The sequence below is a fragment of the Pelistega europaea genome (genome assembly GCF_013133775.1).
Taxonomy (GTDB): Bacteria; Pseudomonadota; Gammaproteobacteria; order Burkholderiales; family Burkholderiaceae_B; genus Taylorella; species Taylorella europaea.
Window position 1 is genome coordinate 145,808 of record NZ_JABGBO010000004.1, and the last position, 26,694, is coordinate 172,501.

21 protein-coding genes are annotated in these 26,694 nt (G+C 41.5%); 4 read left to right on the top strand and 17 right to left on the bottom strand.

Annotation, left to right across the window (positions count from 1 at the left end):
* Nucleotides 1-73: 73 nt before the first annotated feature.
* From HKX40_RS04895 to HKX40_RS04905, 3 genes are all read right to left on the bottom strand, one after another.
* On the bottom strand, nt 74-3,484 hold the full coding sequence (locus HKX40_RS04895; RefSeq protein ID WP_171588438.1) for a UvrD-helicase domain-containing protein: 3,411 nt from the start codon (nt 3,482-3,484) through the stop codon (nt 74-76).
* Complete coding sequence (locus HKX40_RS04900) at nt 3,481-6,129, bottom strand: PD-(D/E)XK nuclease family protein (RefSeq protein WP_171588439.1); 2,649 nt, start codon at nt 6,127-6,129, stop codon at nt 3,481-3,483. Before HKX40_RS04900 ends, HKX40_RS04895 begins: the two co-directional genes overlap by 4 nt.
* 256 nt (nt 6,130-6,385) lie before the next feature.
* Nucleotides 6,386-8,020, bottom strand: coding sequence for an acyl-CoA synthetase (locus tag HKX40_RS04905; RefSeq protein WP_171588440.1), 1,635 nt, complete (start codon nt 8,018-8,020; stop codon nt 6,386-6,388).
* A gap of 125 nt (nt 8,021-8,145) precedes the next feature.
* Between HKX40_RS04905 and HKX40_RS04910 the strand changes: the two genes are divergently transcribed.
* Nucleotides 8,146-8,748, top strand: a complete 603-nt coding sequence (locus HKX40_RS04910) for a hypothetical protein (protein ID WP_246233577.1) — start codon at nt 8,146-8,148, stop codon at nt 8,746-8,748.
* A gap of 129 nt (nt 8,749-8,877) precedes the next feature.
* On the opposite strand, the gene HKX40_RS04915 is transcribed toward HKX40_RS04910, so the two are convergent.
* From HKX40_RS04915 to clpB, 6 genes are all read right to left on the bottom strand, one after another.
* A complete protein-coding gene (locus HKX40_RS04915; RefSeq protein ID WP_171588547.1) occupies nt 8,878-9,648 on the bottom strand; it encodes an SDR family oxidoreductase in 771 nt (256 codons plus the stop codon).
* Between the two features lie 22 nt (nt 9,649-9,670).
* The gene (bfr, locus tag HKX40_RS04920) at nt 9,671-10,135 is read right to left on the bottom strand and encodes a bacterioferritin (RefSeq protein ID WP_171588441.1); all 465 of its coding nucleotides are present in this window, start codon (nt 10,133-10,135) and stop codon (nt 9,671-9,673) included.
* 339 nt (nt 10,136-10,474) lie between these two features.
* Nucleotides 10,475-11,731, bottom strand: a complete 1,257-nt coding sequence (rho, locus tag HKX40_RS04925) for a transcription termination factor Rho (RefSeq protein ID WP_171588442.1) — start codon at nt 11,729-11,731, stop codon at nt 10,475-10,477.
* A 52-nt stretch (nt 11,732-11,783) separates the two neighbouring features.
* Entirely contained in the window at nt 11,784-12,110 is a 327-nt protein-coding gene (gene trxA, locus HKX40_RS04930; protein WP_171588443.1) for a thioredoxin TrxA, read from the bottom strand.
* Nucleotides 12,111-12,450: 340 nt separating this feature from the next.
* Nucleotides 12,451-12,693 carry an accessory factor UbiK family protein gene (locus tag HKX40_RS04935; RefSeq protein WP_343042996.1) on the bottom strand — a complete coding sequence of 81 codons (243 nt, stop codon included), beginning with the start codon at nt 12,691-12,693 and terminating at the stop codon, nt 12,451-12,453.
* Nucleotides 12,694-12,983: 290 nt separating this feature from the next.
* Entirely contained in the window at nt 12,984-15,554 is a 2,571-nt protein-coding gene (gene clpB / locus HKX40_RS04940; RefSeq protein WP_171588445.1) for an ATP-dependent chaperone ClpB, read from the bottom strand.
* Nucleotides 15,555-15,872: 318 nt separating this feature from the next.
* Here clpB and HKX40_RS04945 point away from each other — a divergent pair, with 318 nt between their 5' ends.
* Nucleotides 15,873-16,460, top strand: a complete 588-nt coding sequence (locus HKX40_RS04945; RefSeq protein WP_171588446.1) for a PIN domain-containing protein — start codon at nt 15,873-15,875, stop codon at nt 16,458-16,460.
* Here the strand turns inward: HKX40_RS04945 and ftsB are convergent.
* The 7 genes from ftsB to HKX40_RS04980 all read right to left on the bottom strand — a co-directional run bounded on the left by ftsB (nt 16,453) and on the right by HKX40_RS04980 (nt 22,938).
* Complete coding sequence (ftsB, locus tag HKX40_RS04950) at nt 16,453-16,887, bottom strand: cell division protein FtsB (RefSeq protein WP_171588447.1); 435 nt, start codon at nt 16,885-16,887, stop codon at nt 16,453-16,455. The two genes, HKX40_RS04945 and ftsB, sit on opposite strands and share 8 nt — an antisense overlap.
* Before the next feature lie 18 nt (nt 16,888-16,905).
* Complete coding sequence (eno, locus tag HKX40_RS04955) at nt 16,906-18,192, bottom strand: phosphopyruvate hydratase (protein ID WP_171588448.1); 1,287 nt, start codon at nt 18,190-18,192, stop codon at nt 16,906-16,908.
* A gap of 95 nt (nt 18,193-18,287) precedes the next feature.
* The gene (locus HKX40_RS04960) at nt 18,288-18,572 is read right to left on the bottom strand and encodes a DUF1330 domain-containing protein (protein ID WP_171588449.1); all 285 of its coding nucleotides are present in this window, start codon (nt 18,570-18,572) and stop codon (nt 18,288-18,290) included.
* 26 nt (nt 18,573-18,598) lie between these two features.
* On the bottom strand, nt 18,599-19,456 hold the full coding sequence (gene kdsA / locus HKX40_RS04965) for a 3-deoxy-8-phosphooctulonate synthase (protein WP_171588450.1): 858 nt from the start codon (nt 19,454-19,456) through the stop codon (nt 18,599-18,601).
* Between the two features lies 1 nt (nt 19,457).
* Nucleotides 19,458-21,098: a CTP synthase gene (pyrG, locus tag HKX40_RS04970; protein WP_171588451.1), complete on the bottom strand. Its 1,641-nt coding sequence runs from the start codon at nt 21,096-21,098 to the stop codon at nt 19,458-19,460.
* A gap of 78 nt (nt 21,099-21,176) precedes the next feature.
* Nucleotides 21,177-22,136 carry a phosphatidate cytidylyltransferase gene (locus tag HKX40_RS04975; RefSeq protein WP_171588452.1) on the bottom strand — a complete coding sequence of 320 codons (960 nt, stop codon included), beginning with the start codon at nt 22,134-22,136 and terminating at the stop codon, nt 21,177-21,179.
* The gene (locus tag HKX40_RS04980; RefSeq protein WP_171588453.1) at nt 22,129-22,938 is read right to left on the bottom strand and encodes a lysophospholipid acyltransferase family protein; all 810 of its coding nucleotides are present in this window, start codon (nt 22,936-22,938) and stop codon (nt 22,129-22,131) included. Before HKX40_RS04980 ends, HKX40_RS04975 begins: the two co-directional genes overlap by 8 nt.
* A 180-nt stretch (nt 22,939-23,118) precedes the next feature.
* On the opposite strand from HKX40_RS04980, the gene HKX40_RS04985 reads away from it, so the two are divergent.
* Nucleotides 23,119-23,337 carry an HP1242/YdcH family protein gene (locus tag HKX40_RS04985; protein ID WP_171588455.1) on the top strand — a complete coding sequence of 73 codons (219 nt, stop codon included), beginning with the start codon at nt 23,119-23,121 and terminating at the stop codon, nt 23,335-23,337.
* Between the two features lie 244 nt (nt 23,338-23,581).
* Nucleotides 23,582-24,448 carry a LysR family transcriptional regulator gene (locus HKX40_RS04990; protein WP_171588456.1) on the top strand — a complete coding sequence of 289 codons (867 nt, stop codon included), beginning with the start codon at nt 23,582-23,584 and terminating at the stop codon, nt 24,446-24,448.
* A gap of 189 nt (nt 24,449-24,637) precedes the next feature.
* Here HKX40_RS04990 and HKX40_RS04995 read toward each other — a convergent pair whose 3' ends face one another.
* Complete coding sequence (locus HKX40_RS04995; RefSeq protein WP_171588457.1) at nt 24,638-26,506, bottom strand: Na/Pi cotransporter family protein; 1,869 nt, start codon at nt 26,504-26,506, stop codon at nt 24,638-24,640.
* Nucleotides 26,507-26,694: the final 188 nt, after the last annotated feature.

Below are 26,694 nucleotides of genomic sequence, written 5' to 3' on the forward strand. Positions count from 1 at the left end.
GCATTGTAGCATAGAATTAGTTTAATTCAAGCCTATACCAAGCAAATCATTGCGAAGAAACCATATCCCCACATCAGTTTAGTGCAATCCACAAACAACCATCTAAGGCATAAATCGCCATTTTGGTAGGACGGCCATCAATCCCCTGTAGATAATCAGCATATTCTGTTAACTGATCGGTATAGTAGCCACGTAATCGCTCACAAAACTCCTGTTCACTTTCACCCATACGACGCTTATCCGTCTTATAATCCACAACTAACCAACCTTGCTCATCACTCATGACACAATCCACAACGCGCAGTTGATTGTCCTCATTGAATAAAGCCCATTCTTGATGTGCATTAGGGTGACTTAATAACCAACATCCTGTATCATCAGCAAGGACTGCTTGCAATAACTGTATAACTCGGTGACTCGCATTTTCCAAACTATCTGCATGAACACCTAGTTGACGTAACTGTCGTTGAATTAATATTTTTGATTGTTCAATGCGTTGTGTTGACCAGTTCTGTAACTTATCACGCCCCATTTGCTCTAGCCATGTATGCGTCACAGTCCCCACAGAAGCCTCTTCTTTATCTTGGAATATCCATGTGCCACCGGTAATATTGTATATATCACCACTCACCTGTGAGGTAGCTGGTTCTAATTGATGTATAGTATCCAAGGTATAACGTTTTAACAGACTATTATCAAACGCCCATGTATCGGGGCTATCACTTGGTGCGACAGACATACTATCGATTACTTGACCAGGCTCTGTAAGTGGATAGAGTTCTTCACTGCTAATTGCTCTATCCAGACGTGCCAGCATAGAACGTTTAGCTCCCTGCTCTTCTTGCACTACATATACAAGATGGAGTTTTTCTCTTGCGCGCGTGCATGCTACATATAATAAGCGGTCAGTCTCATTTTCTTGACGCTCATTATTGCGTTGGCGAATGAGTTTAGATAGAGGGTCATCTGCCTCACTATTCACATGGGCAATAGGTCCTAGTAAGAGATTCCCTTGTTCACTTTCTATCTCTAATAATGCAGGTGGGTTACCTTTGGGTTTGCGTTCTAAACCGTATAAAATCACCTCTTCAAACTCCAACCCTTTGGAACTATGCATAGTCATAATTTGAACAGCATTTTGCTCACTGGTAGGAGCTGCATAGAGTTCACGAATACGTTCATCAAACTGGGCCAAATCCAATCCACCATAAGGGGCCAAGGTATCTACCACATCTAATACAGTTCTAATGTTTTCTTGTGCTGCCGGTGTTGCATATAAATCATGTCCACCTAATTGATGCCAAACTTGCTCCACATGCGCACTAAAAGTTGTCTCTCCGTGCAAATATGCTTTGTCCAAAAGAGCATGTGCTACAAACATTAATCGAGCAGCCTCATCCTTGCCTATTAACGTTTGTAGTTGCTCTGGAAATTGCATATGATGTGCCAACATTGCAGGCACGGTCTGTGTATTCTTATCTTCAAATAAGCGCGTCAGGCTAACTAGTTTTAAACCACAAAAAGGTGAGCGCAATAAAGACATCCATGCCAATCTATCGGCTGCATGATGCAATGCTCGAATAAGTTGTACCAAATCTACAACTTCTTCTGTCTGCCCCAAAGGCACCATTTTTACTGCCTGTACAGGAATATTAGCAGCTGTTAATGCATCTGCAACCTTGTCCAAATGGGAACGAGACCTGACTAAAATAGCCACTGCATTTTTACTATTGGGATGCCGTTGCAAGGCTTGCTGTACCAAGCTAACTACCTGCTGTTGGGAAGCTAATAAGGCTTCTTGTTGGCTACCCTCCACATCCTTCTGGTACTTAAATGGATAATACTGCACAGCAGGCTCTGCCTTACCCTCATTGAAAGGATGTGATGGAGTATAACGTATAGCCCCTAATGATGGGTTATCCTGTGCAGGAAAAATCTTAGTAAAGGTATTATTGACCCAATTAACCACACCTGCATCCGAACGGAAATTTTCCTGCAGCAATAGCAAATCCATAACCACATTACCAATCACCACCTCTTTTTTGTGGGATGGTTTATCGGCGTTTTTAGCCGCTTTATGTGCAATATCTAAGAACAAACTCACCTCTGCATTCCGGAAACGATAAATGGACTGCATAGGATCCCCAACCAAAAACAGAGTCTTGCCTTTATCTTTTTCCCATCCTGAGGTTATCTTGGTCAATAAACTCATTTGACTAAAGCTGGTATCTTGGAACTCATCAATAAGAATATGCTGTAAATCATTATCTAGTTTGAGTAGTATATTTGTCGGTTCTAAACTATCACCAAGACATGCTAATGCACGTTGTGCAACCTCGGTAAAATCTACACTTCCCTCTTCTTGGAATACTTCCTGCAATGCACTTTCTGCCAACGCCAAGCAAGCAAAGAAATTTTTCAACACAGGGAGGTTGTCTGGATTAATTAACTCACTAGGTAATGTCTTAATGTCTCCAATCAGTCTCATCTGCTCTACTGTCAAATCCAGACTGCTAATCCATTCTACTAAACGTGTTTTATTGGATGATTTGGGGCCTAAACCAGTATTCAACACAGTAACTGATTTGCGTAACGTGCCATCATTAGTTGTCAACAAGCAGGACAACCCCTTCCAATACTTGATATCGTCCATAGTAGGGGCAAAACTTTTTCCATCCCAGTCCAAGAACATTTTGAATTCATTCAACTCTGGATCTTTATCTTTACTAAGTAAATAGTCTCGTTTGCCTATTGCCCCCTCCAATAAAATAGGCTGCAAAGTATCAAACCAATTAATAGGAAGGAGTTGCTGCACCTTTTCAAGATGCAGTTTCACGATGTTAGATAAAGTCATCACCACACGACGTAATGCTACATCGGGACTTTGTGCAAGCTCTAACCAACTTTGTCGTTTTGATAACATCTCAACCAACAAAGACTGAAATCTATCGGTATTCACATCAATATGTGCCAGCACTTCTTTTACACAATCATATTTATCGATATTATTCAATAATTTCTGAGCGGCTTTTTGCATTAGGGCTCGATCTGCCTCTGTTGTATTAAGGGCGGCCCCTGATCCTGACAAACTTGGGGCAAGACGAACTAAGGCCTGACAAAAGGCATCAATGGTCTGGATACGTAAGCGATTAGGGTTGTCTAATAAATTCCAACCCATAGCCTGATCTCTTGCTAAAACCTCTCTGGCTTTTTGCCAAGAAGCAAGTAAATAATCTTCTGCTGGGGCTGCTTCTCGGGCGCTTTCAAGTTTCTGAAGCACCCTATCATGCATTTCAGCAGCAGCTTTGCGAGTAAACGTAATCGCTAGAATCTCTTCTGGGCGCTGTACTGTTGTCAACAAAGCCAAAATCCTATCGGTCAATAATTCTGTTTTACCTGAACCTGCTGGTGCCTGTACAATGTAGGAATAACGAGGATCTACTGCTCTTGTACGCGCAATATGGTCAATAGCAACTTTGCTCATTCTTCACCCTCCTCTTCCATCACTGCATGCAAACGCAAAAAGGGACGTATTTCACAATAGTCCATATCATCCTCTTGATAATATCGATTACTTGCTTCACCTTGTGCCAATTCAGCAAACAACCTATCTATCTTGGTCTGCCATATTTGGTTTAAATTAAGCCAATCATGAGAGGGAAGAATACTTTCTGGCTTCTGTCCATCATACTGCTCGCTTTGCCACAAGCCTTCGTAAAACACATTACCACGAGCTAAACTGGCAAAAGTCACCCCTTCAACTTCATGGTGTTCAGCAACCTCTAGAACTGAGGCATACAAGGGAAGTTGCAAGTCAATTAACCGCTCGCGTCCTACCCAGCGTTCGTAGCACTCTTTAAGCGTAGGAATTTTGCCTGATTTATAGTCAATAAACAACCAAGCCCCATCATTCACCTTATCAATACGGTCTACCTTGAAATTCAAATAGATGCCATGAGCATCAAACGAATAAGTACTTTCCCGTGCAAATACATCAAATGGGCGACGAGCATCTCTATCAAAAGCAATAAATCGTTGCACTAACTCTCGTGTCCTATCTATTATCAATGATCTCAACGCTGGCGAGCGAACATTACGTAACTCTATCTCACTTGCTTGCTCCAAGGCTTGATTCAAGGTTTGCACAACTAGCACATCATCATACAGTAAATCCTGTGAGCATAATTGTGCATAAAAAAGCTCCATTACTTTATGCAAAAAATTACCTTTTACAAAAACCGTCAAATCTGTTTCTGGATAGGCTGCCAAGGCTTTCAGACCTAAACGGGCAACTGCATACGCCCATAAAGGATTACGAGACTGACGCTCAAGCAACCCATACCCTCCTTGCATCATCCCCTGTTTAGGAAGCCCTTGCTTATCTTCAATAAATTCCATTTGTGGATTCTGTTTTGCCATAAAGGGGGTAGTTTGCAAGACTTTCTGATTAACTAGATAAGGTTTAAGCAGGCTACTAGGACGTAAAATAACATCATTGTTAGTCTTAGGATAGCTCAGTTGCAGAATTGGAGCACAGCATAAAATAGCATCAAAAATTTGCTTTGCCCACTGCATTTCACTCTCTGGAGTAGAATGGGTAACTTGCACTCTGCGCTGACTCTGAATAGGGATATAAGGGTTAGGACTTGGACGTTGGGGTAACACATCATCTGTCAATCCCAAAGTCCATACTGCATCCCACTTACCACCTTCTAACTCATAAAGACCAATAATATCTAAACGTACATCGGCTTGTCGTTTAGCTTGGAAAGTCCGAGAAGCAAGATGTTGACAAAATAACTGCAATGCTTCTTCAGCATTCATACTTGGCAACATCTCATCCAGCACAGAAAAACTTTTTAAAGCCTGCTCAAATGCGTGACAAAGTTGATAATTGACGCTGCTTAATTGTTCTCCAGGAAAAGCAAATGCCAACAAAGTATCACGGTATAACTGTATCCAATCAGCACAACGACGACGGTAAGTAAACCAGGTTTCTACCGCCTGCTTAAAAGTCTCAGCCCGTTCTGGAGCAATTTTTTTTAGATGTTCACAAAACACTGTTAATGTAATTATTGTAGGACCGAATTCTCGCAGTTGACTATCCCACAAGGCTAATGCATCACGTTGCACAGAAGTGAAAGCGAATTCCGCATTAAGCAATGCTTCTCCCACTAGCTCAACTGATACCCCTTGAGGTTGACGAAAAGCAACAATCAAAGTAAACCACTTCACAATTGAACGTACCAATCCCCATTCAGTCAATGGACGCCCTACTGCCATATGCCAATGATTTTCTAAGACAGTACCTCTTAACGACCGACGAATGATACGCTGCAAGCGAGGTGCCTCTTGCTGTAAATTGGGGACAACGAGAGCGAGTCTAGCTGGCTTGCCATAAGAGGAGTTCTCTGCTTGATGCAACAACCATTCCAATGCTCCTTGCACTTCTTGATAAGCATCCTCTGCCTGACAAATACTGATTTGTCGTGCCTGAGGACGCTGAACATCTAATGTCACTACTTGGGTTCCTTGTGACATAAAGGCTTGTAGTAGCTTTTGCTGATATGGACTCCACCCGTAAAAACCTACCAGCACAATCCAACGGGGAACACGGAGGCAACCTTGCTGAACAGCGTCAAGCAAAGCATCATTCATATCCGCACTATCCCAAACTTGTTGCTGCCTTAACGTATGTTGGTACGCCTCTAACCATTGTTCAAAAACATCATATTCTGGATTACGCTCATTTTCGTAAACTTGGATATCCCACTCATTTTGTAAATGCCTTGCTTGGCTTAACATTGCAGCAGTAGCAGAGATATTAAAACTTTTTTTCTGTTCATCCGATAACACCTGCCCCAAGGTTTGTCGCCAATACCATTGTTGAGCTGTTTCATTAAGTATCAAAGACATATTGGGATAATAGAAGCTCATCTGCTGACCAAGTTGCATCAACCATGCTTTATAAGGAACAACATCTGGCAAAGACACTGTCTTGCGTTGCTTTCTATCATATTCTAGGTATTGACTCTTAATGAAAACAGACAAACGGTTATTCGCTGTCAACACTAGTGTTTGCAATGATGGCAAATTAAACAATTGCTCAAATGTGATACTTTTGAACATATAAAATCCTCACCTGTTTATATATCCAACATCATACCCGATGATGATTTTAGATTGTCTTTTTTTGTCCTTCACGGCATAACTTAACTTTCTATGCAGTTACTTACTTAATACGAGGAAATTACCCAATTTGATGCTTCCCCTCCCTCGGGCCCCCCGTTAAAACATGCTCATGCCGAGCACACAAAAAAAAGGACACAACAGCCTTGTTGTGTCCTAAAAGAAAAAGATAATAATGTCAGTCGACTAATGAAGACTAAGACTCTCCAAACAACTCAGCAGCCTGACGGCGTAATTCAAACTTTTGAATTTTACCTGTTGCTGTTTTTTGAAGTTCTCCAAAAACCACTTTCTTTGGTGCTTTAAAGTGTGCCATCTTTTCACGACAATAAGCAATAATTTCAGCTTCTGTCACTTCTGGTGCATCGTCTTTAAGCTCAACAAAAGCAACAGGAACTTCTCCCCACTTCTCATCATTGAGTGCTACTACTGCACAAGTTGCCACTCCAGGGTATTTATAGATGACATCTTCTACCTCTAAAGAGGAGATATTTTCACCGCCGGAAATGATAATATCCTTAGAACGATCCTTAATCTGAACGTAGCCATCAGGATATTTCACCGCCAAGTCACCTGTATGGTACCAACCACCAGCAAAAGACTCATCCGTTGTCTTGGGGTTTTTCAAATATCCCTTCATAACAATATTGCCGCGGAACATAATCTCACCAAAAGTCTGACCGTCTGCTTTGACAGGCTCCATAGTAGCGGGGTCAAGAACATCTACATCACCTTGGAGATGGTACCGAACACCTTGACGAGCTTTCATAGCGGCTCGCTCACTAATGTCCATATCCGCCCACTCCTCTTGCTCTGCACAAACCGCTGACGGACCATACACTTCAGTAAGACCATATACATGGGTAATTTCAAACCCCATCTTCTCCATATTAGCAAGAACCGCTTCTGGAGGTGCTGCACCGGCTACAAGCCCCTTGACACTATGTTCAATACCCACCTTAAGTGCATCAGGAGCATTTGCCAGAGCTGCATGGACTACAGGAGCTGCACAATAGTGTGTAATCTTATGTTCACGGATTAAATCAAAACAAAGTTTTGGATCAAATTTTCGCAAGCAGACATTAACCCCTGCACGAGCAGCTATTGTCCAAGCGACACACCAACCATTACAGTGGAAAAGCGGTAATGTCCATAGGTAAATAGGAAATTTGGGCATATCCCACTCAAGAATCTGAGAAATTGCATTAAGTGCAGCTCCACGGTGGTGATAAACTACTCCTTTAGGATTTCCAGTTGTACCAGAAGTATAGTTAAGTGCAATAGAGTCCCACTCATCTTCTGGCATAACCCAGTTATCTAAGTCTTTGGCCTCATCCAATAAACTTTCATATGTCAATTCAGAAAATGGCTCTACATCTTTGGGGCCAAGGTAGTCATTAACCTGAATAATCGTGAGATTAGGACAAGCCTTCTTAATTTGCGGTATATGATAGTGGAACTCACTATCCACCAATAAAATTTCTGCCTCACCATGTTGCAAACAGAAAATTAATGCTTCAGTATCAAGGCGCACATTAAGTGAACATAAAACACCGCCTGACATAGGAACGCCAAAGTGGGCTTCTACCATCGCAGGGGTATTATAGAGAAGAACTGCCACCGTAGAATTACGCTTAATACCGCGTTGACGTAAGGCTGCAGCCAAACGACGGCAACGGTCAAACGTCTCTCTCCATGTCTGACGATAGTCACCATGAATAATCGCCGTACGCTTACCATAAACGTCAGCAGAACGGCGAATAAAATCAATAGGTGTCAGAGGAGTATAATTCGCTGAGTTTTTACCCAGACCTGTATCATAGTCTGCCATGAGACCTCCATAATATAGTAAAAAAATAAGCTCTAGTTCTCACTATGATAGACCTAACATTTAGAAAAAGTCACTAGCGAAATATTAAGAATTACCCTAATATCATGGAAAACCCTAGGTTCAGTATGGTTTTTACTATTGAACACCCCTTTGGAAACAATGAATGGGCTTTATGTTACAATGCCACTGCTTTCTTTTTAATCAATATCATGAATACTGAACAGCTTAAATTACTTCGTGATAATGCCAAATTAGCCGATTTAGATCGTAGCTGGGCTTCTTTGCAACGTTTTCTCGCACTCGTCAATCCTGCAGATATTATGGCAATCTGTGATGAGTTGCTTGCTCTGCGTGCAGGTAATTCCAAGACTCCCAGTATTCGTCCTTCTAAACAGGCCTTAGAACATATTCTGCAAGCAGAAGTTGCAGTCCCCTCCTGTGATAAGATTAAAAACGGCTACGCCATTCGTTATGCAGGCTTTACCTATGATGAATCCAAAGAGGGGCCTGAAGATGGTGCACTATGGACAGCTCAAGAACGCTATATTCACCAGTTACGCGAGAGTGGAGAGTTGCCAACCTTTATTAAGCAGTTAGAACAAGAGGCATTCATCCCCACTTGGCAACTAACCGTTGAAGTCGGCAAGCGTAAAAATTATGAGGGCACATTGATCTTTCGCTATATTCGTGAAGATCACGCTGTAACGCAGCAGTTGAGTTTTTTATAAAAACATGTGCTGCAATAACTGCCGCTTACCCCAGAAACCACAAAATCACGCTTGTCGAATTTTTTGTAAAAACGTTTGCTGCAATACCTCCCATAATATCCTCCGCACACAGAAAAATTAAGAAATTATCTACCGTGGAGGCATCTCATGGGCACGAGGCTTACGACCTCGCTTAGACACAAAATAATCATATAGTGAGTTAGGCACCAAACGTAATAACTTACCCACTATCCCCATCTGCCAAGGAATCACCTTGTATGAATTTCCTCTAGCAATCACCTTGACCGCCTCACGGGCAAAATCATCGACTGGCATCAGAAATGGCATCTTATACGGATTAACCTTGGTCATAGGTGTATCAATAAAGCCTGGTGCAATAGTAACCACTTGCACACCTGTACCATATAAATCCACACGAAGGCTCTCACAGTAAGTTCGTACCGCTGATTTAGAGGAGCAATAAGCACTAGCTCCTGGTAATCCTCTAACACCTGCCACACTGCTAATACCGACCAGTGTTCCCTTACCACACTTTTTCATATTGGCGATAAAGGGTTCAAAAGTAGCTACCAAACCAAATACATTGGTTTCATAGACTCGTTTAAAAGTTTCAAAATCCTCTAGATACTCAGTAACAGTACCTACGCTAATGCCAGCGCAGGCTAATACAATATCTGTAGGCCCCAATGTCTGAAAATCATAAGCAGCGGCATGCAAAGCATCTCTGTCAGCAACATCTAGCACATAAATTTTATGTTCGCCAGGTAACTCTGCCTCTAAAGCACGTAGGGCGTCTTCACGACGCCCTACTAGTCCCAATGTGGCTCCTGCTTTCGCATAGGCGTGCGCTAAAGCTCGCCCCAAGCCGCTACTTGCACCTGTGATAAATATGCGCAAGATAGCTCCTATTTGCCAATCAGTCTTATTGTTGAGATTGTAAGTAATTTTCCAAGCCCATTTTCTCGATAAGACCAAGTTGTTGTTCTAACCAGTGAGCATGATCCTCTTCGGTATCAACTAATTGAGAAACCAAGATTTCGCGACTTACATAATCGCCCTCTTCTTCACAAAGTTTGATACCTTTTTTGAGGTTTTCACGTACAGTTAATTCTACCTCTAAATCAGCTTTAAGCATACTAGGAACATCCTTACCTACTTTTAAAGGCTCTGGACGCATATTAGGAGTACCCTCAAGCAACAATACACGACGGATTAAATCTTCAGCATGCTCTGTTTCTTCTCCCATCTCGTGGTTAAGACGCTCAAAGAGTTTTGAGTAACCCCACTCAGCATACATACGAGAATGGATAAAGTACTGGTCACGTGCAGCTAACTCACCCGCGATAAGGAAATTAAAATAATCAACAACTTTTTGACTGCCTTTCATGACATTCTCCTATTTGCAAAAATTTTCAACGTTGTTATTTTACAGTGAAGTCAACTCAAAAAGGTTGCAAAACCGCATCAATAGTACATCTCGTAAATGCGACTAGCTCCTATTCATATTTGGATTTGGATTGCTGAGCTAAAATTAAAGACTAATCTACTGACAATTTCAAAGGAGTCCAAACACATACCTCCAAAAGAAAAACAGGCACTTCAGTTTAGTGAAGCACCTGTTTCAGATAGGGGAATATTCTCATATATTATTAATCTCGCCTTTGGCGATGAGAATCTATACAAGACCTCCCACAATAGTGACAATATCACTCTTATCTATGGAGTTTTAGCGTTTCATCAGCTCAAAAAACTCCTCATTAGTCTTGGTAGAGCGAATCTTATCCAAGATAAACTCCATTGCCTCTACCTCATCCATCTCATGGATAAACTTACGAAGCACCCATGTTTTTTGGAGAGTTTCTGGCTTCATAAGCAACTCTTCACGGCGAGTACCAGACTTATTCAAATTAATAGCTGGATAGAGGCGTTTTTCCGCTAAACGACGTTCTAGATGAACTTCAGAGTTACCCGTTCCCTTGAATTCCTCATAAATCACTTCATCCATACGACTACCTGTCTCAATCAATGCCGTACCAATGATAGTGAGAGACCCTCCCTCTTCGATATTGCGTGCAGCCCCGAAAAAGCGCTTAGGACGTTGCAATGCATTGGCATCAACACCGCCTGTCAATACTTTACCTGATGAGGGAACCACGGTGTTATAGGCACGAGCTAGACGAGTAATCGAGTCTAATAAAATAATCACATCTTTTTTCAATTCAACAAGACGTTTTGCCTTTTCAATCACCATTTCAGCTACTTGTACATGACGTGTAGCTGGTTCATCAAAAGTAGAAGCTATCACTTCACCGCGTACAGTACGCTGCATCTCTGTTACTTCTTCTGGACGCTCATCAACCAATAACACCATGAGAATTGCATCAGGATAATTAGTCGTCAACGAATTCGCAATCTGCTGCATCATCACTGTCTTACCCGATTTAGGACTGGCTACAATCAATGCCCGCTGCCCTTTACCCATAGGTGCAAAAATATCCAAAATACGGCCCGTACGATTCTCATCACTGCGAATATCTCGCTCAAGGATTAAAGGTTCGTCTGGGTGCAAGGGAGTCAAGTTTTCAAACATAATACGGTGCTTCATTGCTTCGGGAGCAACACCGTTGACTTTTTCTACTTTTACAAGAGCAAAATATCGCTCTCCGTCTTTAGGCACCCGCACTTCACCCTCGATAGAATCTCCTGTCAAAAGGTTAAAACGACGAATTTGTGAGGGAGAGATATAAATGTCATCGGTACTGGCTAGATAAGAAGAGTCGGGAGAGCGTAAAAAACCAAAACCATCAGGTAGAACTTCAAGAACACCGTCCCCAAAAATTTGCTCGCCCATCTTAGCACGACGCTTCATAATTTGGAACATTAATTCTTGTTTGCGGAAACGGTTAGCGTTTTCAATTTCTAGGCCTGCTGCAATATCCAGTAAAGCAGACACGTGAAGTGTTTTTAATTCGTTTAAATGCATTATTATTAGGAAAGGAAAAATGGCGGGTTAGAACTAACCCGCGCGATGATTATTAAATATTACTTTCAATGAATTGGACAAGTTGTGTTTTGTTAACAGCACCCACTTTGGTAGCAACGGATTGCCCTTTGTTGAAAAGCATCAAAGTAGGAATGCCACGAATACCAAACTTAGTAGCAATATCAGGGTTCTGATCAACATCAACCTTGACCACTTGTACCTTATCGGCAAACTCGCTAGCGACATCATCCAAAATAGGAGCAATCATCTTACAAGGACCACACCAAGGTGCCCAGTAATCTACTAATACAGGTTTATCTGCTTGCAATACATCAGCATCAAAGCTCTCAGTAGTTGCGTGTTTAATAATATCACTCATGGTAAATGCTTAGAAAAAATAAAATTGAAGAAATTCTGTCTACAAGAGACCTCTACTCTCACTAGATGATGTGCTATTTAATGCTTAGACGAATGTGCTACAAAAATCTAGTGATACGCTTATCATTCCACAATCTGCAACTGTCAGCAAAGATATACTCACTACCGTTGTGGATTTATAGTATACAACGCCTGCTATTTTACCTTTTTTTTACTCAGAGAGGGATGGAATTTCCTTCTAATGAAGAAAATTCCATCCTTTACAATCGGTAATTCAGCATGCCTATCACTTTAGGCAACATAGAAATGATCTGTCAACTACACTATGACTACTATAAGCCTTATTTGTTGTTGAGTTGTTCTTCAAGTGCCTTAACTGCAGTTTCTAGTGTCTCTACACGTTCACGTAGGCTATCCACCAATGCACGCTGAATATCCAACTCCTCACGGGTGACCAAATCCATCTTAGCAAACCCCTGAGCCATAAATGCTTTGACATTTTTCTCAATATCTGCAGCAGGACTTTTGGCGATAAGTTCTTGGACATTGCGTTGGAACTCTTCAAACATTTCGTTAGGTTTAATCATGCTATACCTCTCAAACTAATCAGGTTACTATCATAACGCAAAATCGTCTTTTAATAATGACAAAATAGACATAGCCACAATAACACCTCATCGTTTTCATAAGATAATCACTTAAATATCGCTAATCCCTATACAATCATACCATCAGCAATAAAAACTGTTGTATAGATACTTATTCAATCCAGAAAATTACATTATTGCAGAGCACATAAAAAAACAGATTGGGTATGCAAAACACACCCAACCTGTCTGTAGCAAAGACGTAAGCTATCCTCGGATAATTATCATTAGGCTTTCTTAGTGAAGCTGAACTTATCCTCTTTTACATCAACCATAATTGTGTCGTTAGGGCCAAAGTCTCCCTCTAAGAGGCATTTCGATAATGGGTTTTCGATAAGTTGTTGGATAGCACGTTTAAGTGGACGCGCACCAAAAACAGGATCAAAACCACTCTCAGCAATCTTGGCCAATGCTGCATCACTCACCTCAAGATGCATTTCATTGGCTGCAAGACGTTGTTCTAGACGAGCCAATTGAATACGAGCAATATTAGCAATATGCTTATTATCCAAGCCGTGGAATACCACTACCTCATCAATACGGTTCAAGAACTCAGGACGGAAAGATTGTTTTAACTCTTCCCATACTACAGTCTTCACAGTTTCATAAGGCTCACCGCTTAAACCCTGAATTTGAGTTGAACCAATATTTGAGGTCATGACAATTACTGTATTGCGGAAATCTACTGTACGACCTTGACCATCAGTCAAACGGCCATCATCCAATACTTGCAATAAGATGTTAAACACATCAGGATGTGCCTTTTCAATCTCATCAAGCAAGATGACACTGTAAGGTTTACGACGTACCGCCTCAGTCAAATAACCGCCCTCTTCATAACCCACATATCCTGGAGGTGCGCCAATAAGACGAGCTACAGAGTGTTTCTCCATAAACTCACTCATATCAATACGAACCAAATGGTCTTCTGAGTCAAATAAGAAGTTTGCAAGGGCTTTAGTTAGCTCTGTCTTACCCACACCAGTCGGACCTAGGAATAAGAACGAACCATAAGGTTTGCTAGGATCTGATAATCCAGCACGGGAACGACGAATTGCATCAGATACCAAGCGCACTGCTTCATCTTGACCAACTACGCGTTTGTGAAGCTCATCCTCCATCGCAAGCAGTTTGGCACGTTCACCTTGCATCATCTTGGCCACAGGAATACCTGTCGCACGAGAGACTACTTCAGCAATTTCCTCAGTGCCTACCTCAGTACGAAGCAGCTTATTCTCACCCTCAGATTTCTCTGCCGATTTTAAGCGTTGTTCAAGCTCAGGCAATTTACCATATTGCAACTCAGATAATTTACCAAAATCTCCCTTGCGTTGATAATCTGCCATTTGTGCCCGCACACGGTCAATCTCTTCCTTAATAGATTGTGCCCCTTGTACAGACGCTTTTTCAGCTTTCCACACTTGTTCATAATCATCGTACTCACGTTGCAATTTAGCAAGCTCATCCTCAATATGTTGGAGACGGCGTTTAGAGGCATCATCGTCCTCTTTGCGTACTGCCTCACGCTCAATCTTGAGTTGGATAATACGACGGTCTAATTTATCCATCACTTCTGGTTTAGAGTCGATTTCCATACGGATACGTGCTGCCGCTTCATCGATCAGGTCAATAGCTTTATCAGGCAAGAAACGGTCGGTAATATAACGATTACTTAATTCAGCTGCAGCCACAATTGCAGGGTCAGTAATCTCAACACCATGATGAATTTCATAACGTTCCTTCAAACCACGTAAAATCGCAATAGTAGACTCTACATCAGGCTCATCAACCAATACCTTTTGGAAACGACGCTCAAGTGCTGCATCTTTCTCAATATACTTACGGTACTCATCTAAAGTTGTCGCACCAATACAATGTAACTCACCGCGAGATAAAGCTGGTTTAAGCATATTACCTGCATCCATTGCACCCTCTGCCTTACCAGCACCAACCATAGTGTGAATTTCGTCAATGAAGACAATATTTTGCCCCTCATCTTGAGCAAGTTCTTTAAGCACAGCTTTTAGACGCTCTTCAAACTCACCACGGTATTTAGCGCCAGCAAGTAAAGATGCCAAATCCAAGGCTAATACACGTTTACCACGCAAAGTCTCTGGAACTTCATCATTCACGATACGTTGTGCTAAACCCTCAACAATAGCGGTTTTACCCACTCCAGGTTCACCAATTAGCACAGGATTGTTTTTACTACGGCGCTGTAAAATCTGAATAGCACGACGAATTTCATCGTCTCGTCCAATCACTGGGTCTAACTTGCCTTGACGTGCACGCTCAGTCAAATCAGTAGTGTATTTTTTCAACGCCTCTCGATTAGATTCGCCCTCTTGTTCGGTCACACTACTACCTCCACGTACATCCTCAATGGCTTTTTCAAGTGCCGCTTTTTGTAAACCACATTCGCGTAAAAGTTGACCAACATCTGTCTTATCCTCAGCCAATGCTAATAAGAAAAGCTCACTGGCAATAAAATTATCACCTCGTTTGGCTGCTTCTTTGTCAGTACGCAACAAAATCTGGTTCAAAGTACGGCTAATCTGTACTTCATCTGCCCCTTCCACTTTGGGAAAGTTATTAATGACTGTTTTTAGTTTGTTTTGCAAATTGGCGACCTGTACTCCTGATCTTGCCAACAAGCTAGCTACACCAGAGTCAGCATCTGCCAACATTACAGCCAGTACATGGGCTGGCTCAATATACTGGTTATCATTTCGTGCCGCCAAGCTTTGAGCATCACCCAAAGATTGCTGGAACTTTGTTGTTAGTTTGTCAAATCTCATAATCTTCTATCCTTTACTGTCGAATACTATCCGTATTCTGATGTTGCATATATTGGGGACAGATGATGTTTTTCAAGAGGATTAATTAAATTTTTTAGGGATAAAGTGTTATACCCCATGGCAAAATATGGGATGCAGGTACTACAGCCTGCCAAGATTACCCATTCCTCTACTTAATATTTACCCATTATTGATAGCCTCTTACATAGTCAGTGTAATTAATATATGTTATGATGCCGACGCTGGTTGTCCCTTAGTAAGGTATTTCCATTAACATGCAATCTTACTCTATACCTATTCCTTTGAATTAGTACTACCATGAATACCCCTGTTCCTCTTGTCCTAGATACCTGCGTGCTTATGCATACTTTCACGCGTAATTTATTATTAAGATTAGGAGAAAACGGAATCTGTATCCCTTTGTGGAGTGAAGAAATTCATGCGGAATGGCTACGCAATGCTCCTCGTATCTGGAAGGTAGAAGATAGCGTTGTAGAAAACGAATGGCAAATGATGCAAACTCGATTTCCCCATTCTCTTATTGCTGTTGATATGGAAAAATACCCGCTACGTTTTAAACGTATTGACAAGAAAGACCGCCATGTTGCCCTCTGTGCTTTTGTAGGACAACAATCGCTAGGCTCCTACACCAGCACTCTATTAACGTGGAATATCAAGGATTTTCATAAGAAAGAGCTTCGTGACCAAGGTATTACACTTGCAACACCAGACCAATACCTCACTGAACTTTGGCCAACAAAATCGGAATTACTCAAAGAACTCTTCGTACTCGGGCAACAGGACTATATCACTCTTGAAATGCCTACTTATTCGATTGAAGAAATTTTAAAAAGAGATAAGTTATATCGTTTAGCAAAAATCTATAGTGCAACGCTAGTTAGTTAGTTTTCTTGGTTGCAGTTGCTGTGCGGCCAGTAGCACTAGATTTTTTGTTTGCCTCACTTTTTTTCATTGCAGAGCTTTCTGCTGGATTAACCCCTGTGAGAGCTTGTGAACTGGCACTAGGGCCGATGCGGATAGGGGCTACTGGTGCTCGCTCATTAGGGGTAAGAATACGCACCAGATATTCATTGGGTTCTACCATATTCATCTCTTCTCGGGCGTAGTCCTCTAGAGCCTGAGTACCTGACTTCAGGTCATCAATTTCCGCTTGCATGGCAGCGTTACGGGCCATCATGGCTTTATTGGTCTCTTTTTGTTGTGCTAACTGCTGATTCAACTCATCTACTCGTTTGTAACCTGAGTTACCCAAGCGTAATGGATATTGAATCGCTACACAAGCCAAAATCAGAAGTAACCAAACCCAGCGCATGATGACCTAACTGCTTAATTAAGCCAAATTGTAAAAGGCATCACGGCCAGGATACTCAGCAATATCAGCTAATTCTTCCTCAATGCGTAATAACTGATTGTATTTCGCCATACGGTCAGAACGAGACAATGAACCTGTCTTGATTTGCATAGCATTGGTTGCTACCGCAATATCAGCAATGGTAGAGTCCTCAGTCTCTCCTGAACGATGAGAAATAACCGCAGTATAGCCAGCACGTTTAGCCATTTCGATAGCAGCAAAAGTCTCTGTCAAGGTACCGATTTGGTTAATCTTAATAAGAATAGAGTTAGCAATACCTTGTTTGATGCCTTCTTTAAGAATTTTAGTATTGGTCACAAATAAATCATCACCCACTAATTGGACGCGGTCTCCCAATAAATCTGTGAGGATTTTCCAACCTTCCCAATCGTTTTCTGCCATACCATCCTCAATAGTCACGATAGGATATTTATCGCACCAAGAAGCAAGTAAATTTGCAAACTCGGTTGAGGTCAAAGAAATACCGCCCTCACCAGCTAAATGATATTTGCCATCTTTATAGAATTCAGAACTTGCGCAGTCTAAACCTAGTACAACATCTTGGCCTGCAACATAACCTGCTTTCTCAATAGCACGTAAAATTAACTGAATAGCAGCTTCGTGGTTTTCAACGTTGGGGGCAAAACCACCCTCATCCCCTACAGCTGTTGACATACCTGCATCATTAATAATTTTTTTCAAGGCATGGAACACTTCCGCCCCCATGCGCAATGCCTCACGGAAGCTAGATGCTCCCACAGGTAAAATCATGAACTCTTGCAGATCAAGGGTATTGTTAGCATGCGCACCTCCATTAATCACATTCATCATAGGAACTGGCATGCTCATAGGGCCACTACCACCAAAATAGCGATACAAAGATAACCCTGCCTCGTCTGCTGCTGCACGTGCTACCGCCATACTAACTGCTAAAATAGCATTAGCACCAAGACGCTCTTTATTATCTGTACCATCTAAGTCAATAAGTGTACGGTCAATAAAAGTTTGCTCCTGAGCATCTAAACCGATTAATGCTTCGGAAATTTCAGTGTTAATGTTTTCCACTGCTTTCAACACGCCTTTACCGAGATAGCGTGATTTATCACCATCACGTAACTCAATCGCTTCACGTGAACCAGTAGAAGCTCCTGATGGCACTGCTGCACGCCCCATGGCACCCGACTCAAGCAATACATCACACTCTACCGTAGGATTGCCACGTGAGTCTAAAATTTCACGACCAATAATATCAACGATTGCACTCATGAATAAATTCCTAAAAATCTAAGATAAAAATCAATAAGTTGGTAAACTCACCGCACTATATTCATATCAAATGACGGATACACACATCATAGGTTTTACACACCAGGAACAATAATGGCATCCACTTTAGCAGCCCCCTCGCGTGCATTACGTGCACGGCGATACTGCGGTGAATTGTAATAGTTTTGAGCTGCCTTTACACTAGGAAACTCAATAATAACAGTACGTTTAAAACCTTTGCCCTCTAAAACAACCTCTTCACCGCCGCGTACTAATAATTTTGCATCATAAGCTCGCATTGCTAGTGTAGATAAAGCCTTATACTGCTCGTATTGTGCAGGATTTGTCACATCAACGTGAATTACCATATAAGCTGACATATTGCCTCCTTAGGACTTAAAAGTCATTATGTGTTAAACGTATTTTCCAAAAAAGGTTGTGCTTTTACGATTCCATCTATCGTCTTCAATGTGCGCAACAATGCTGACATATGATGTAAAGGAACTGCATTGGGGCCATCTGACAAGGCTTGACTTGGATTAGGGTGAGTTTCCATAAACAACCCAGCCACACCCACTGCTACAGCTGCTCTCGACAAGACCGGCACAAACTCTCGCTGCCCACCAGATGAAGCACCTTGCCCACCAGGCAACTGCACAGAATGTGTTGCATCGAACACGACAGGACAACCTGTTTCTCGCATAATAGCCAATGATCTCATATCAGAAACAAGGTTATTATAGCCAAATGATGCACCACGCTCACACACCATAATGTTGGAACCGTCACCACCAGCTGCTATTGCCGCCTCACGTGCTTTATTCACAACCTGTACCATATCATGTGGTGCTAGGAATTGCCCTTTCTTGATATTGACTGGTTTTAATGTCGCTGCACAAGCCTGAATGAAATCAGTCTGACGACATAAAAAAGCAGGGGTTTGCAGTACATCCACAACACTAGCCACTTCTGCTACCTGTGCAGTCTCATGCACATCAGTCAATACAGGCACATTAAAATGCTGGCGTACATCAGCAAGAATCTGTAAGCCTTTATCCATTCCTAAACCACGGAAAGACTTACTAGAGCTACGGTTTGCTTTATCAAAAGAGCTTTTATAGATAAAGGGAATACCAAGCTCATGTGTAATTTCCAGCAACTGGCCACAAACGTCAAACACCATATCGCGAGATTCAATAACACAAGTCCCTGCGATAAGAAAGAATGGTTTGTCTAGCCCGACCTCAAAATGCGTGAGTTTCATACTATTTTTCCGCTTGATAATCTAAAGCAGCCTTCACATAGCTATCAAACAATGGGTGGCGACTACGTGGAGTAGAAGTAAACTCAGGATGGAATTGAACCCCCATAAACCAACGATGATTAGGAATCTCCATAATTTCAGGAAGGTTTTCTGTCGGGGTACGGGCACTAATCACCAAGCCAGCCTGCTCTAATCGAGGAACATAAACATTATTTACTTCATAACGATGGCGGTGACGCTCTGTCACTTGGTCTCCATATACACGATGAGCTAAGGTACCCGCTTTAATAGGTACTGTCTGAGCACCTTTACGCATAGTACCCCCAAGGTCTGAGCTCTCAGTGCGAACTTCTACCTTGCCCTCATGGTCTACCCACTCAGTAATCAAGGCCACAACGGGATGAGGTGTAGCAGGATCGAATTCCGTACTATTGGCTCCACCTAATTGTGCTACATGACGTGCAAATTCAATTGTAGCTAACTGCATACCCAAACAAATACCAAGGTAAGGTACATTGTGTTCGCGGGCATAGCGAATTGCTTTAATTTTACCTTCTGTACCGCGCTTACCAAAACCGCCTGGTACTAAAATTGCATCAAGATTTTTAAGTATGTCAGTACCCTTGGACTCAATTTCTTCAGAATCAATATACTCAATGTTGACCTTGGTCTTGTTATGGATACCTGCATGGTTTAAGGCTTCAATAAGAGACTTATAAGATTCTGTAAGGTCCACATATTTACCGACCATACCGATAGTAATCTCATGCTCTGGATGCTCTAAATCATAGATAATCTTGTCCCAAGCTGACAAGTCTGCCTCAGGAGGATTGATACCTAAAGCGTCACAAATCAGCTGGTCTAAACCTTGTTCATGCAACATCTTAGGAATCTTGTAAATAGTATCGGCATCCCATACAGAAATCACAGCATCGAGAGGAACATTAGAGAAAAGGGAAATCTTTGCTCGCTCATCATCAGGAATTGGACGGTCAGCACGACATAACAACGCATTAGGATAGATACCTATTTCACGTAGTTTTTGTACAGAATGCTGTGTCGGTTTGGTCTTCAACTCACCTGCTGAAGCAATAAATGGCACTAATGTCAGGTGAATAAAAGCGGTGTTTTGACGACCAACACGCAAACTCATCTGACGAGCTGCCTCCAAAAATGGAAGAGATTCAATGTCCCCTACCGTACCACCGATTTCTACAATAGCCACATCAGCATGACCATCGTAGGCTTTACTCGCACCTCGTACGATAAAATCCTGAATTTCATTGGTGATATGTGGAATGACTTGAACAGTTTTGCCTAGATAGTCACCACGGCGCTCCTTGCGCAGTACAGATTCATAAATCTGACCTGTGGTAAAGTTGTTTGCCTTGTGCATGCGAGCCGAGATAAAACGCTCGTAATGCCCTAAATCAAGATCAGTCTCTGCACCATCTTCGGTGACAAAAACCTCACCGTGTTGTAATGGGCTCATGGTGCCTGGATCCACATTAATATAAGGATCCAACTTTAACATTGTCACTTTAAGACCGCGAGACTCTAAAATAGCAGCTAAAGACGCGGCGGCGATTCCCTTGCCTAGAGAAGAAACAACACCACCGGTAACGAAAACATATTTTGTCATGGGATTCATGCCCAGTACGGGCTTAGTAGGAAAGTACAATTATAACAAAAAAAATTTTAAACAGTGGGACATTCTATATCAAAAATAAGTATATCTCACCACATGGAAAAACACAGGGGCAGCAAACAAGACAGAATCAATTCTATTCATCACACCACCATAACCAGATACCATACGTCCCCAATCCTTGGCACCCAAACTGCGTTTTACCGCAGACAAAGATAACCCTCCAAAAAAACCACAGATTACAATGATAAATGAGAACAAAGCGGCATATCCCACACTAAAGGGGGTAATCCACCACAACGCTGTCCCTATCGCAATCGCCATAATACTCCCTCCAATAAAACCCTCAACCGTAATTTTAGGATTTACATTGGGAGCAATAGGACGCTTACCAATCAATTTACCAATTACATATTGGAAGAAATCACTCAACTGTGCCACAATAAGCAGGTAAAGCAACAACATTAACCCTTGCCCATCATACTCAATATTTGTCAACAACAATAAAGCAGGAGCATAACTTAAGCAGTAGATGGTTAACATCATCCCCCACTGTAATTTAGCTGTCCGCTCAAAGAATTTTTCTGTATCACCAGACAGCGCTTGTATCGTAGGCAAAACAATAAATCCGTATACTGGCAAACCAATCACAAACATGCTGTACCAATCCGTACCAATCAAAATATATTGAACTGGAATAGCAACATAGAAACACAACACTAATGCCCAATAATCTGAACGCTCTGTCGGAGTCAATGTCATAAACTCGCGCAAAGCAAAAAAAGACATCATAGCAAACAACAACAAGGTAATGATTTTGCCAAAAATAAAGCAGACCACCAACACTGCAAGCATCGCCCACCAGGCATTAATGCGACGATTAAGGTTATCCACCATACTTGAAGTAGGATGCTTGTGGGATAAACGATACCCGATAAGCGTTATCACCGACAAAACCACCAACAAGCCCAGCATCCCCCACCAAAACTTATCAGGGATATTGACAAATAACTGTTGCCAAAAATCAAACATGTTCCCCTCCTTTTTTCGATGTTATTGGCTGTGAAGACTCTGATAAGGTAGCTGGCGATGACTCTTCCACTACTGGTTGTATTGGAATCGATGCTGTTACCTCTTGCTCTGCTAATTGCCCAAGCTCTGTCTGTTCTAGCGTTTTTTCTTTCTTATCAGCAGCTTTTTCCTTTTTGTACTGAAAATCTTGTGGCAAAGCCCCTTCAGGTTTAGATAAATCAATAACAGCCTGTCGAGCACGCTCTAAAAAGTGCTCTTTAGACTCGGACAAATCAATTTCTAGTGGAGCTCCAAATGTTGCCATACAGCTCACAGGCAAAGGCAATAATGCCCCCTTTGGTAAACTACGTCGTGTATTATCCAAATAGACAGGGATATACTCAATGTGAGGGTATTTACGTGAAAGATGATAAAGCCCTGATTTAAATGCAGCAGGCTCTGCCTCATAACGACGCGTCCCCTCGGGAAAGATAATCAACGAGTCTCCTTGATCCAAAGCCTCATACAAAGGAGCAAGTGGATCTTCCTCTCCCTGCCCTGAACGCTCAATCAACACAACATTTAATGCATCTCTTGCAATAATGCCACGAATTCCACCCTTGCCCCAGTAATCTTTAGCTGCCACAGGGCGAGTCACACGGCGTAAATCAGCATCCAAAGAAGACCAAATCGTCATCGTATCTAGATGACTGGAATGATTGGCAAAATACACTCTTTGTGCTGTTGATGGCTTACTATGTCGCCAATAAGGATAAGCACCAATCATTATTTTGGTCAAACTAGATAAAAAAGTTCCTAGCATGATTATTTTCCATAATTATGACAGCCCCTATTCTAACCTATAAAAACCATACTCTCACTAAAGTTTTCATACCTCAACGTCATAAAGTTAAGTAGGAAATTCAGATATCCTTTATAATAGATACAGAGAGTTAAGATTATTCACTTAATTTAGTCATAACCATAAAACAAAGGAGTTTCTATGTTTCCAGAATACCGTGACTTGATTTCTCGTCTTAAAAACGAAGATGCACACTTTGCTCGTTTATTTGAGGAACACAACGAACTAGATCACAAAATCATCCGTCTAGAGCAAAACCCAGCTTCTAGCAACTCTGATGAGATTGATGTGTTAAAAAAACAAAAATTAGCAATTAAGGATCAACTTTACATATTGCTTAAAAAGGCTTCTGAAGCCTAATGATTGCATAGAAGCTCAGGCTTTTAATTAAGCAATCCTAGCTATACAAGCCCTTGTGAGAATACAATGATTCTTTAAAGGGCTTTGATAAAACAAGGCAACCCAATTCTCATTGGGTTGCTTTTTTTGCGTCTTTTATACACAATAATGAAAATCAACTGTTTTTATTAAGTAGTAAATACCTTATTTTGATAAAGCAGGTTATGTATTTAACATTCACCGACTGGTAGTGCAATTTTAAACTATGGACTCTTTGCAAAGTATTCGTGTTTTTTGTCAAGTCGTCAGACTAGGAAGTTTTACTGCTGCAGCAGAGTTTCTAGGCATCTCTACCGCTATGGCAAGTAAACACATCAATAGTCTAGAACAACATGTACAAACCAAACTACTCAATCGCACCAGTCGCAAATTGAGCCTAACAGAACTTGGCGAGCATTACTATCAACAATGCCTCAGTGCACTTGACACCCTAGACAGTGCTTTATTAGAGATGCAACAAGGCACTATCACTCCCAAGGGAACCTTAAAGATTACTATCCCACTTATTTGTTGCACCCCTTATTTTGCCAATATTCTCAATGCCTTTAGAGAGCAATACCGCGACATCCAACTATCTATCTACTTAGAAAACAAGCACACCAATCTTGTTGCAGAAGGGTTTGACTTAGCATTGCGAGTAACACGCTCTCTTGAACCAGGTATTATTGCCAAGCCATTGACCAAAGTCAGATTTCATTTAGTGGCTAGCCCTAGCTATATTATGCGTCATGGCAAGCCCCAAGATTTTCAGGACTTAAAAAATCACTATGGAATAATGCCTAATTATACCCAGCTACATCTCCCCCTTCAGGTGATTGCAGACTCCAATAATACGCTAATGACTAGGGAAATGGCACTCGCAGGCATGGGAATTGCTTTCTTACCTCATTGGTTGACTGATGAATATATTCAGAGCGGTCGACTAGTGCAGGTACTAGATGAGGATGAGAGTGAGATGCAATCCCCCACTATTTACGCGGTCTATGCTGATCGTAAGTTCCTAAGTGCTAAAGTACGAGCATTTATTGATTTTTTGGTGGAAAAGGCCGCCTCTAAAGAGCATAAGTTTTAAATACCCTACCCTCTCTGTCCATATAGCTATTGCACAATTTCTCTCAAGTCATTACCTAAATATTGCATTTTCACTGCAACCATATATTTAGACTCCAGATAGCATGCCTAAGTTCCGAATAATATCTAGGTCTCAATAACTCACCAAAGAAGCAAAAGAGACTCACCAAAGAAACAAAAGAGAAACCAGCTATGTTGGCATAGGGATCAATCCCTCCATATCATCAGGAGAAATAAGCAACAAGTCATCTGGCAAACTCTCTGCACTAATCTGCAAAATTTCAATTAACTTACGATCAATGCGACGAATACGCCCCCCATCATTAATTAATGTCTTAAATGCTGCACGGTCAATCGCCTTTTCACGCAATTTATCCAAATATTCATTTTGGAAACTAACGTCAAAACCATGAGCATGGTGACGAAATGCATCAAACTGGTGATACCAATCAGTAGATTTAGGAGAAAAAAGCGATAAACGCACAAAGTATTGCAAGGTCACAAACAAATGTTGACGTAGTTGCATACGAGATTCAAAAACATTGGACTCTGTGGATGACAAGGCAGTAAACATATGCTTTTGGAGACCCTTGGCTTCTTTGACTGCATCAAGCAAATGTGAGCCTGCCAAATAAAGCTGAAACAGACGGTCTCGCACCTGAGAGTCTGTTACGTTCATTTGACTATTAAAATCAAGAATTTCACTATAAAGTTGCTTGATTTGCTCTTCATAAAGCCCTTTCACATCAAGTACTAATGGCAACTCAGGTGCTGGCAAAGGCTCATGATTTTGTAAATCACGCAAACGTTCGATAGGAATATAAGCTGAACGGCAAAGCACTTCTAAACACAGCGTCATCAGATGCTTGGTTTCCCAGAAAATGGCTCGTACTGCAGTATCCCCAGATAACAACATATTTTTGTCTAAATAACGGGCTTTAACCGTAGGAACCTCAGTTGGCTCTGATGCCGTAACAGATTCTTCTGCATCAGGCTTTGCCCCTTGAGGCAACATACTTTGTTGCGATTGGCTAGGCAACCATTTCCTGAGTAGATTTGCCAGTTGCTCTTGCATAGGCCAGAATACAATCACCCCTAAAACATTAAACAAGGTATGGAACAAAGATAATTGTAACAAGCTATTAAATCCTGCCCACTGCCCAACCCACTCTGTTAGTCGAGTCAGAGGAATCCATATAATTAACGATAGCACAGCTGTTACCACGTTAAAGGAAAGATGAGCTAGAGCCAATCGCTGCCCACTTCTAGCACTACCTAGAAAACCAACCAAAGCTGTTGATAAACTAGAACCCACATTAGAGCCAATTGCAATAGCAAAAGATTGCTCAATACTAATCTGCCCACCACCTAATGCTGCCAATGTCAAAATTAATGTTGCATGAGTTGATTGCAATATGACCGTTAGTAGCAAACCAATAAGCACAAAAGCAGCAACACCTAACGCACCCTCTAACTGGTAGGATCTAAAATCAATGGCATCCCCTACCGTATTAAATCCTGTTTTTAATGTATCAATTCCAAGAAAGATAAGTGAAATACCAATAAATATACGACCAATAGACTTCACACGACCTTTAAAAAAAGACGCGATAATCCCAAAAATAAACATGGGAACTGCTAATGGTGCTAGGCTAACACTCTTACCCACTAAGGCCAGCAACCAAATACCACTAGTCGCTCCTAAATTGGTCCCCAAAATAATAGCAATACCGCCCGCCAGACTAATCAACCCTGTTCCAAGAAAAGCTATTGTCAATAAAGAAACAAGAGTAGTTGATTGGAGGATAAAAGTTGCCACCATCCCAAATAGCATACTTCTCACAGGAGTCGCAGTACTTTTCGTCATTAATTGCTCAAGCATCCCACCCGCTGCATTATTTAAACCCTCTTCGATACATTGCATACCGAATAAAAAGAGTGCTAGGCCATAGCAAAGCTGTAACCAAGCCTCACTAAACCCAAAACTGATGCTAAGTGCTATCAGTATCAACAAGAGAGAAACATACTTGATGATATGTTTAGGGAAATGTAGTGCCATAAAATATCCCTTATCGGCCTCCAATCGCTACTGTTTAGTACAAAGGACTCAAACAAAAACCGCAAATGGCTACCATAAAAATATGACAATTTAATGAAATCACAAGTATAGCGTTTATTTGTGATTCGAATAGTATTTATTTAATTTTTTAAGAAAACGAAAAAGCCTCTTATGTAAAAAACATAAGA

Excerpts from the sequence above, each read along its gene's own strand:
- HKX40_RS04895 (WP_171588438.1), bottom strand. The coding sequence starts at position 3,484 with ATGAGCAAAGTTGCTATTGACCATATTGCGCGTACAAGAGCAGTAGAT.
- rho (WP_171588442.1), bottom strand. The coding sequence starts at position 11,731 with ATGCATTTAAACGAATTAAAAACACTTCACGTGTCTGCTTTACTGGAT.
- pyrG (WP_171588451.1), bottom strand. The coding sequence starts at position 21,098 with ATGACAAAATATGTTTTCGTTACCGGTGGTGTTGTTTCTTCTCTAGGC.
- HKX40_RS04995 (WP_171588457.1), bottom strand. The coding sequence starts at position 26,506 with ATGGCACTACATTTCCCTAAACATATCATCAAGTATGTTTCTCTCTTG.
- trxA (WP_171588443.1), bottom strand. The coding sequence starts at position 12,110 with ATGAGTGATATTATTAAACACGCAACTACTGAGAGCTTTGATGCTGAT.
- HKX40_RS04980 (WP_171588453.1), bottom strand. The coding sequence starts at position 22,938 with ATGCTAGGAACTTTTTTATCTAGTTTGACCAAAATAATGATTGGTGCT.
- HKX40_RS04900 (WP_171588439.1), bottom strand. The coding sequence starts at position 6,129 with ATGTTCAAAAGTATCACATTTGAGCAATTGTTTAATTTGCCATCATTG.
- bfr (WP_171588441.1), bottom strand. The coding sequence starts at position 10,135 with ATGAAAGGCAGTCAAAAAGTTGTTGATTATTTTAATTTCCTTATCGCG.
- HKX40_RS04985 (WP_171588455.1), top strand. The coding sequence starts at position 23,119 with ATGTTTCCAGAATACCGTGACTTGATTTCTCGTCTTAAAAACGAAGAT.
- HKX40_RS04975 (WP_171588452.1), bottom strand. The coding sequence starts at position 22,136 with ATGTTTGATTTTTGGCAACAGTTATTTGTCAATATCCCTGATAAGTTT.
- clpB (WP_171588445.1), bottom strand. The coding sequence starts at position 15,554 with ATGAGATTTGACAAACTAACAACAAAGTTCCAGCAATCTTTGGGTGAT.
- ftsB (WP_171588447.1), bottom strand. The coding sequence starts at position 16,887 with ATGCGCTGGGTTTGGTTACTTCTGATTTTGGCTTGTGTAGCGATTCAA.
- kdsA (WP_171588450.1), bottom strand. The coding sequence starts at position 19,456 with ATGAAACTCACGCATTTTGAGGTCGGGCTAGACAAACCATTCTTTCTT.
- HKX40_RS04960 (WP_171588449.1), bottom strand. The coding sequence starts at position 18,572 with ATGTCAGCTTATATGGTAATTCACGTTGATGTGACAAATCCTGCACAA.
- HKX40_RS04910 (WP_246233577.1), top strand. The coding sequence starts at position 8,146 with ATGGTTTTTACTATTGAACACCCCTTTGGAAACAATGAATGGGCTTTA.
- HKX40_RS04945 (WP_171588446.1), top strand. The coding sequence starts at position 15,873 with ATGAATACCCCTGTTCCTCTTGTCCTAGATACCTGCGTGCTTATGCAT.
- eno (WP_171588448.1), bottom strand. The coding sequence starts at position 18,192 with ATGAGTGCAATCGTTGATATTATTGGTCGTGAAATTTTAGACTCACGT.
- HKX40_RS04905 (WP_171588440.1), bottom strand. The coding sequence starts at position 8,020 with ATGGCAGACTATGATACAGGTCTGGGTAAAAACTCAGCGAATTATACT.
- HKX40_RS04990 (WP_171588456.1), top strand. The coding sequence starts at position 23,582 with ATGGACTCTTTGCAAAGTATTCGTGTTTTTTGTCAAGTCGTCAGACTA.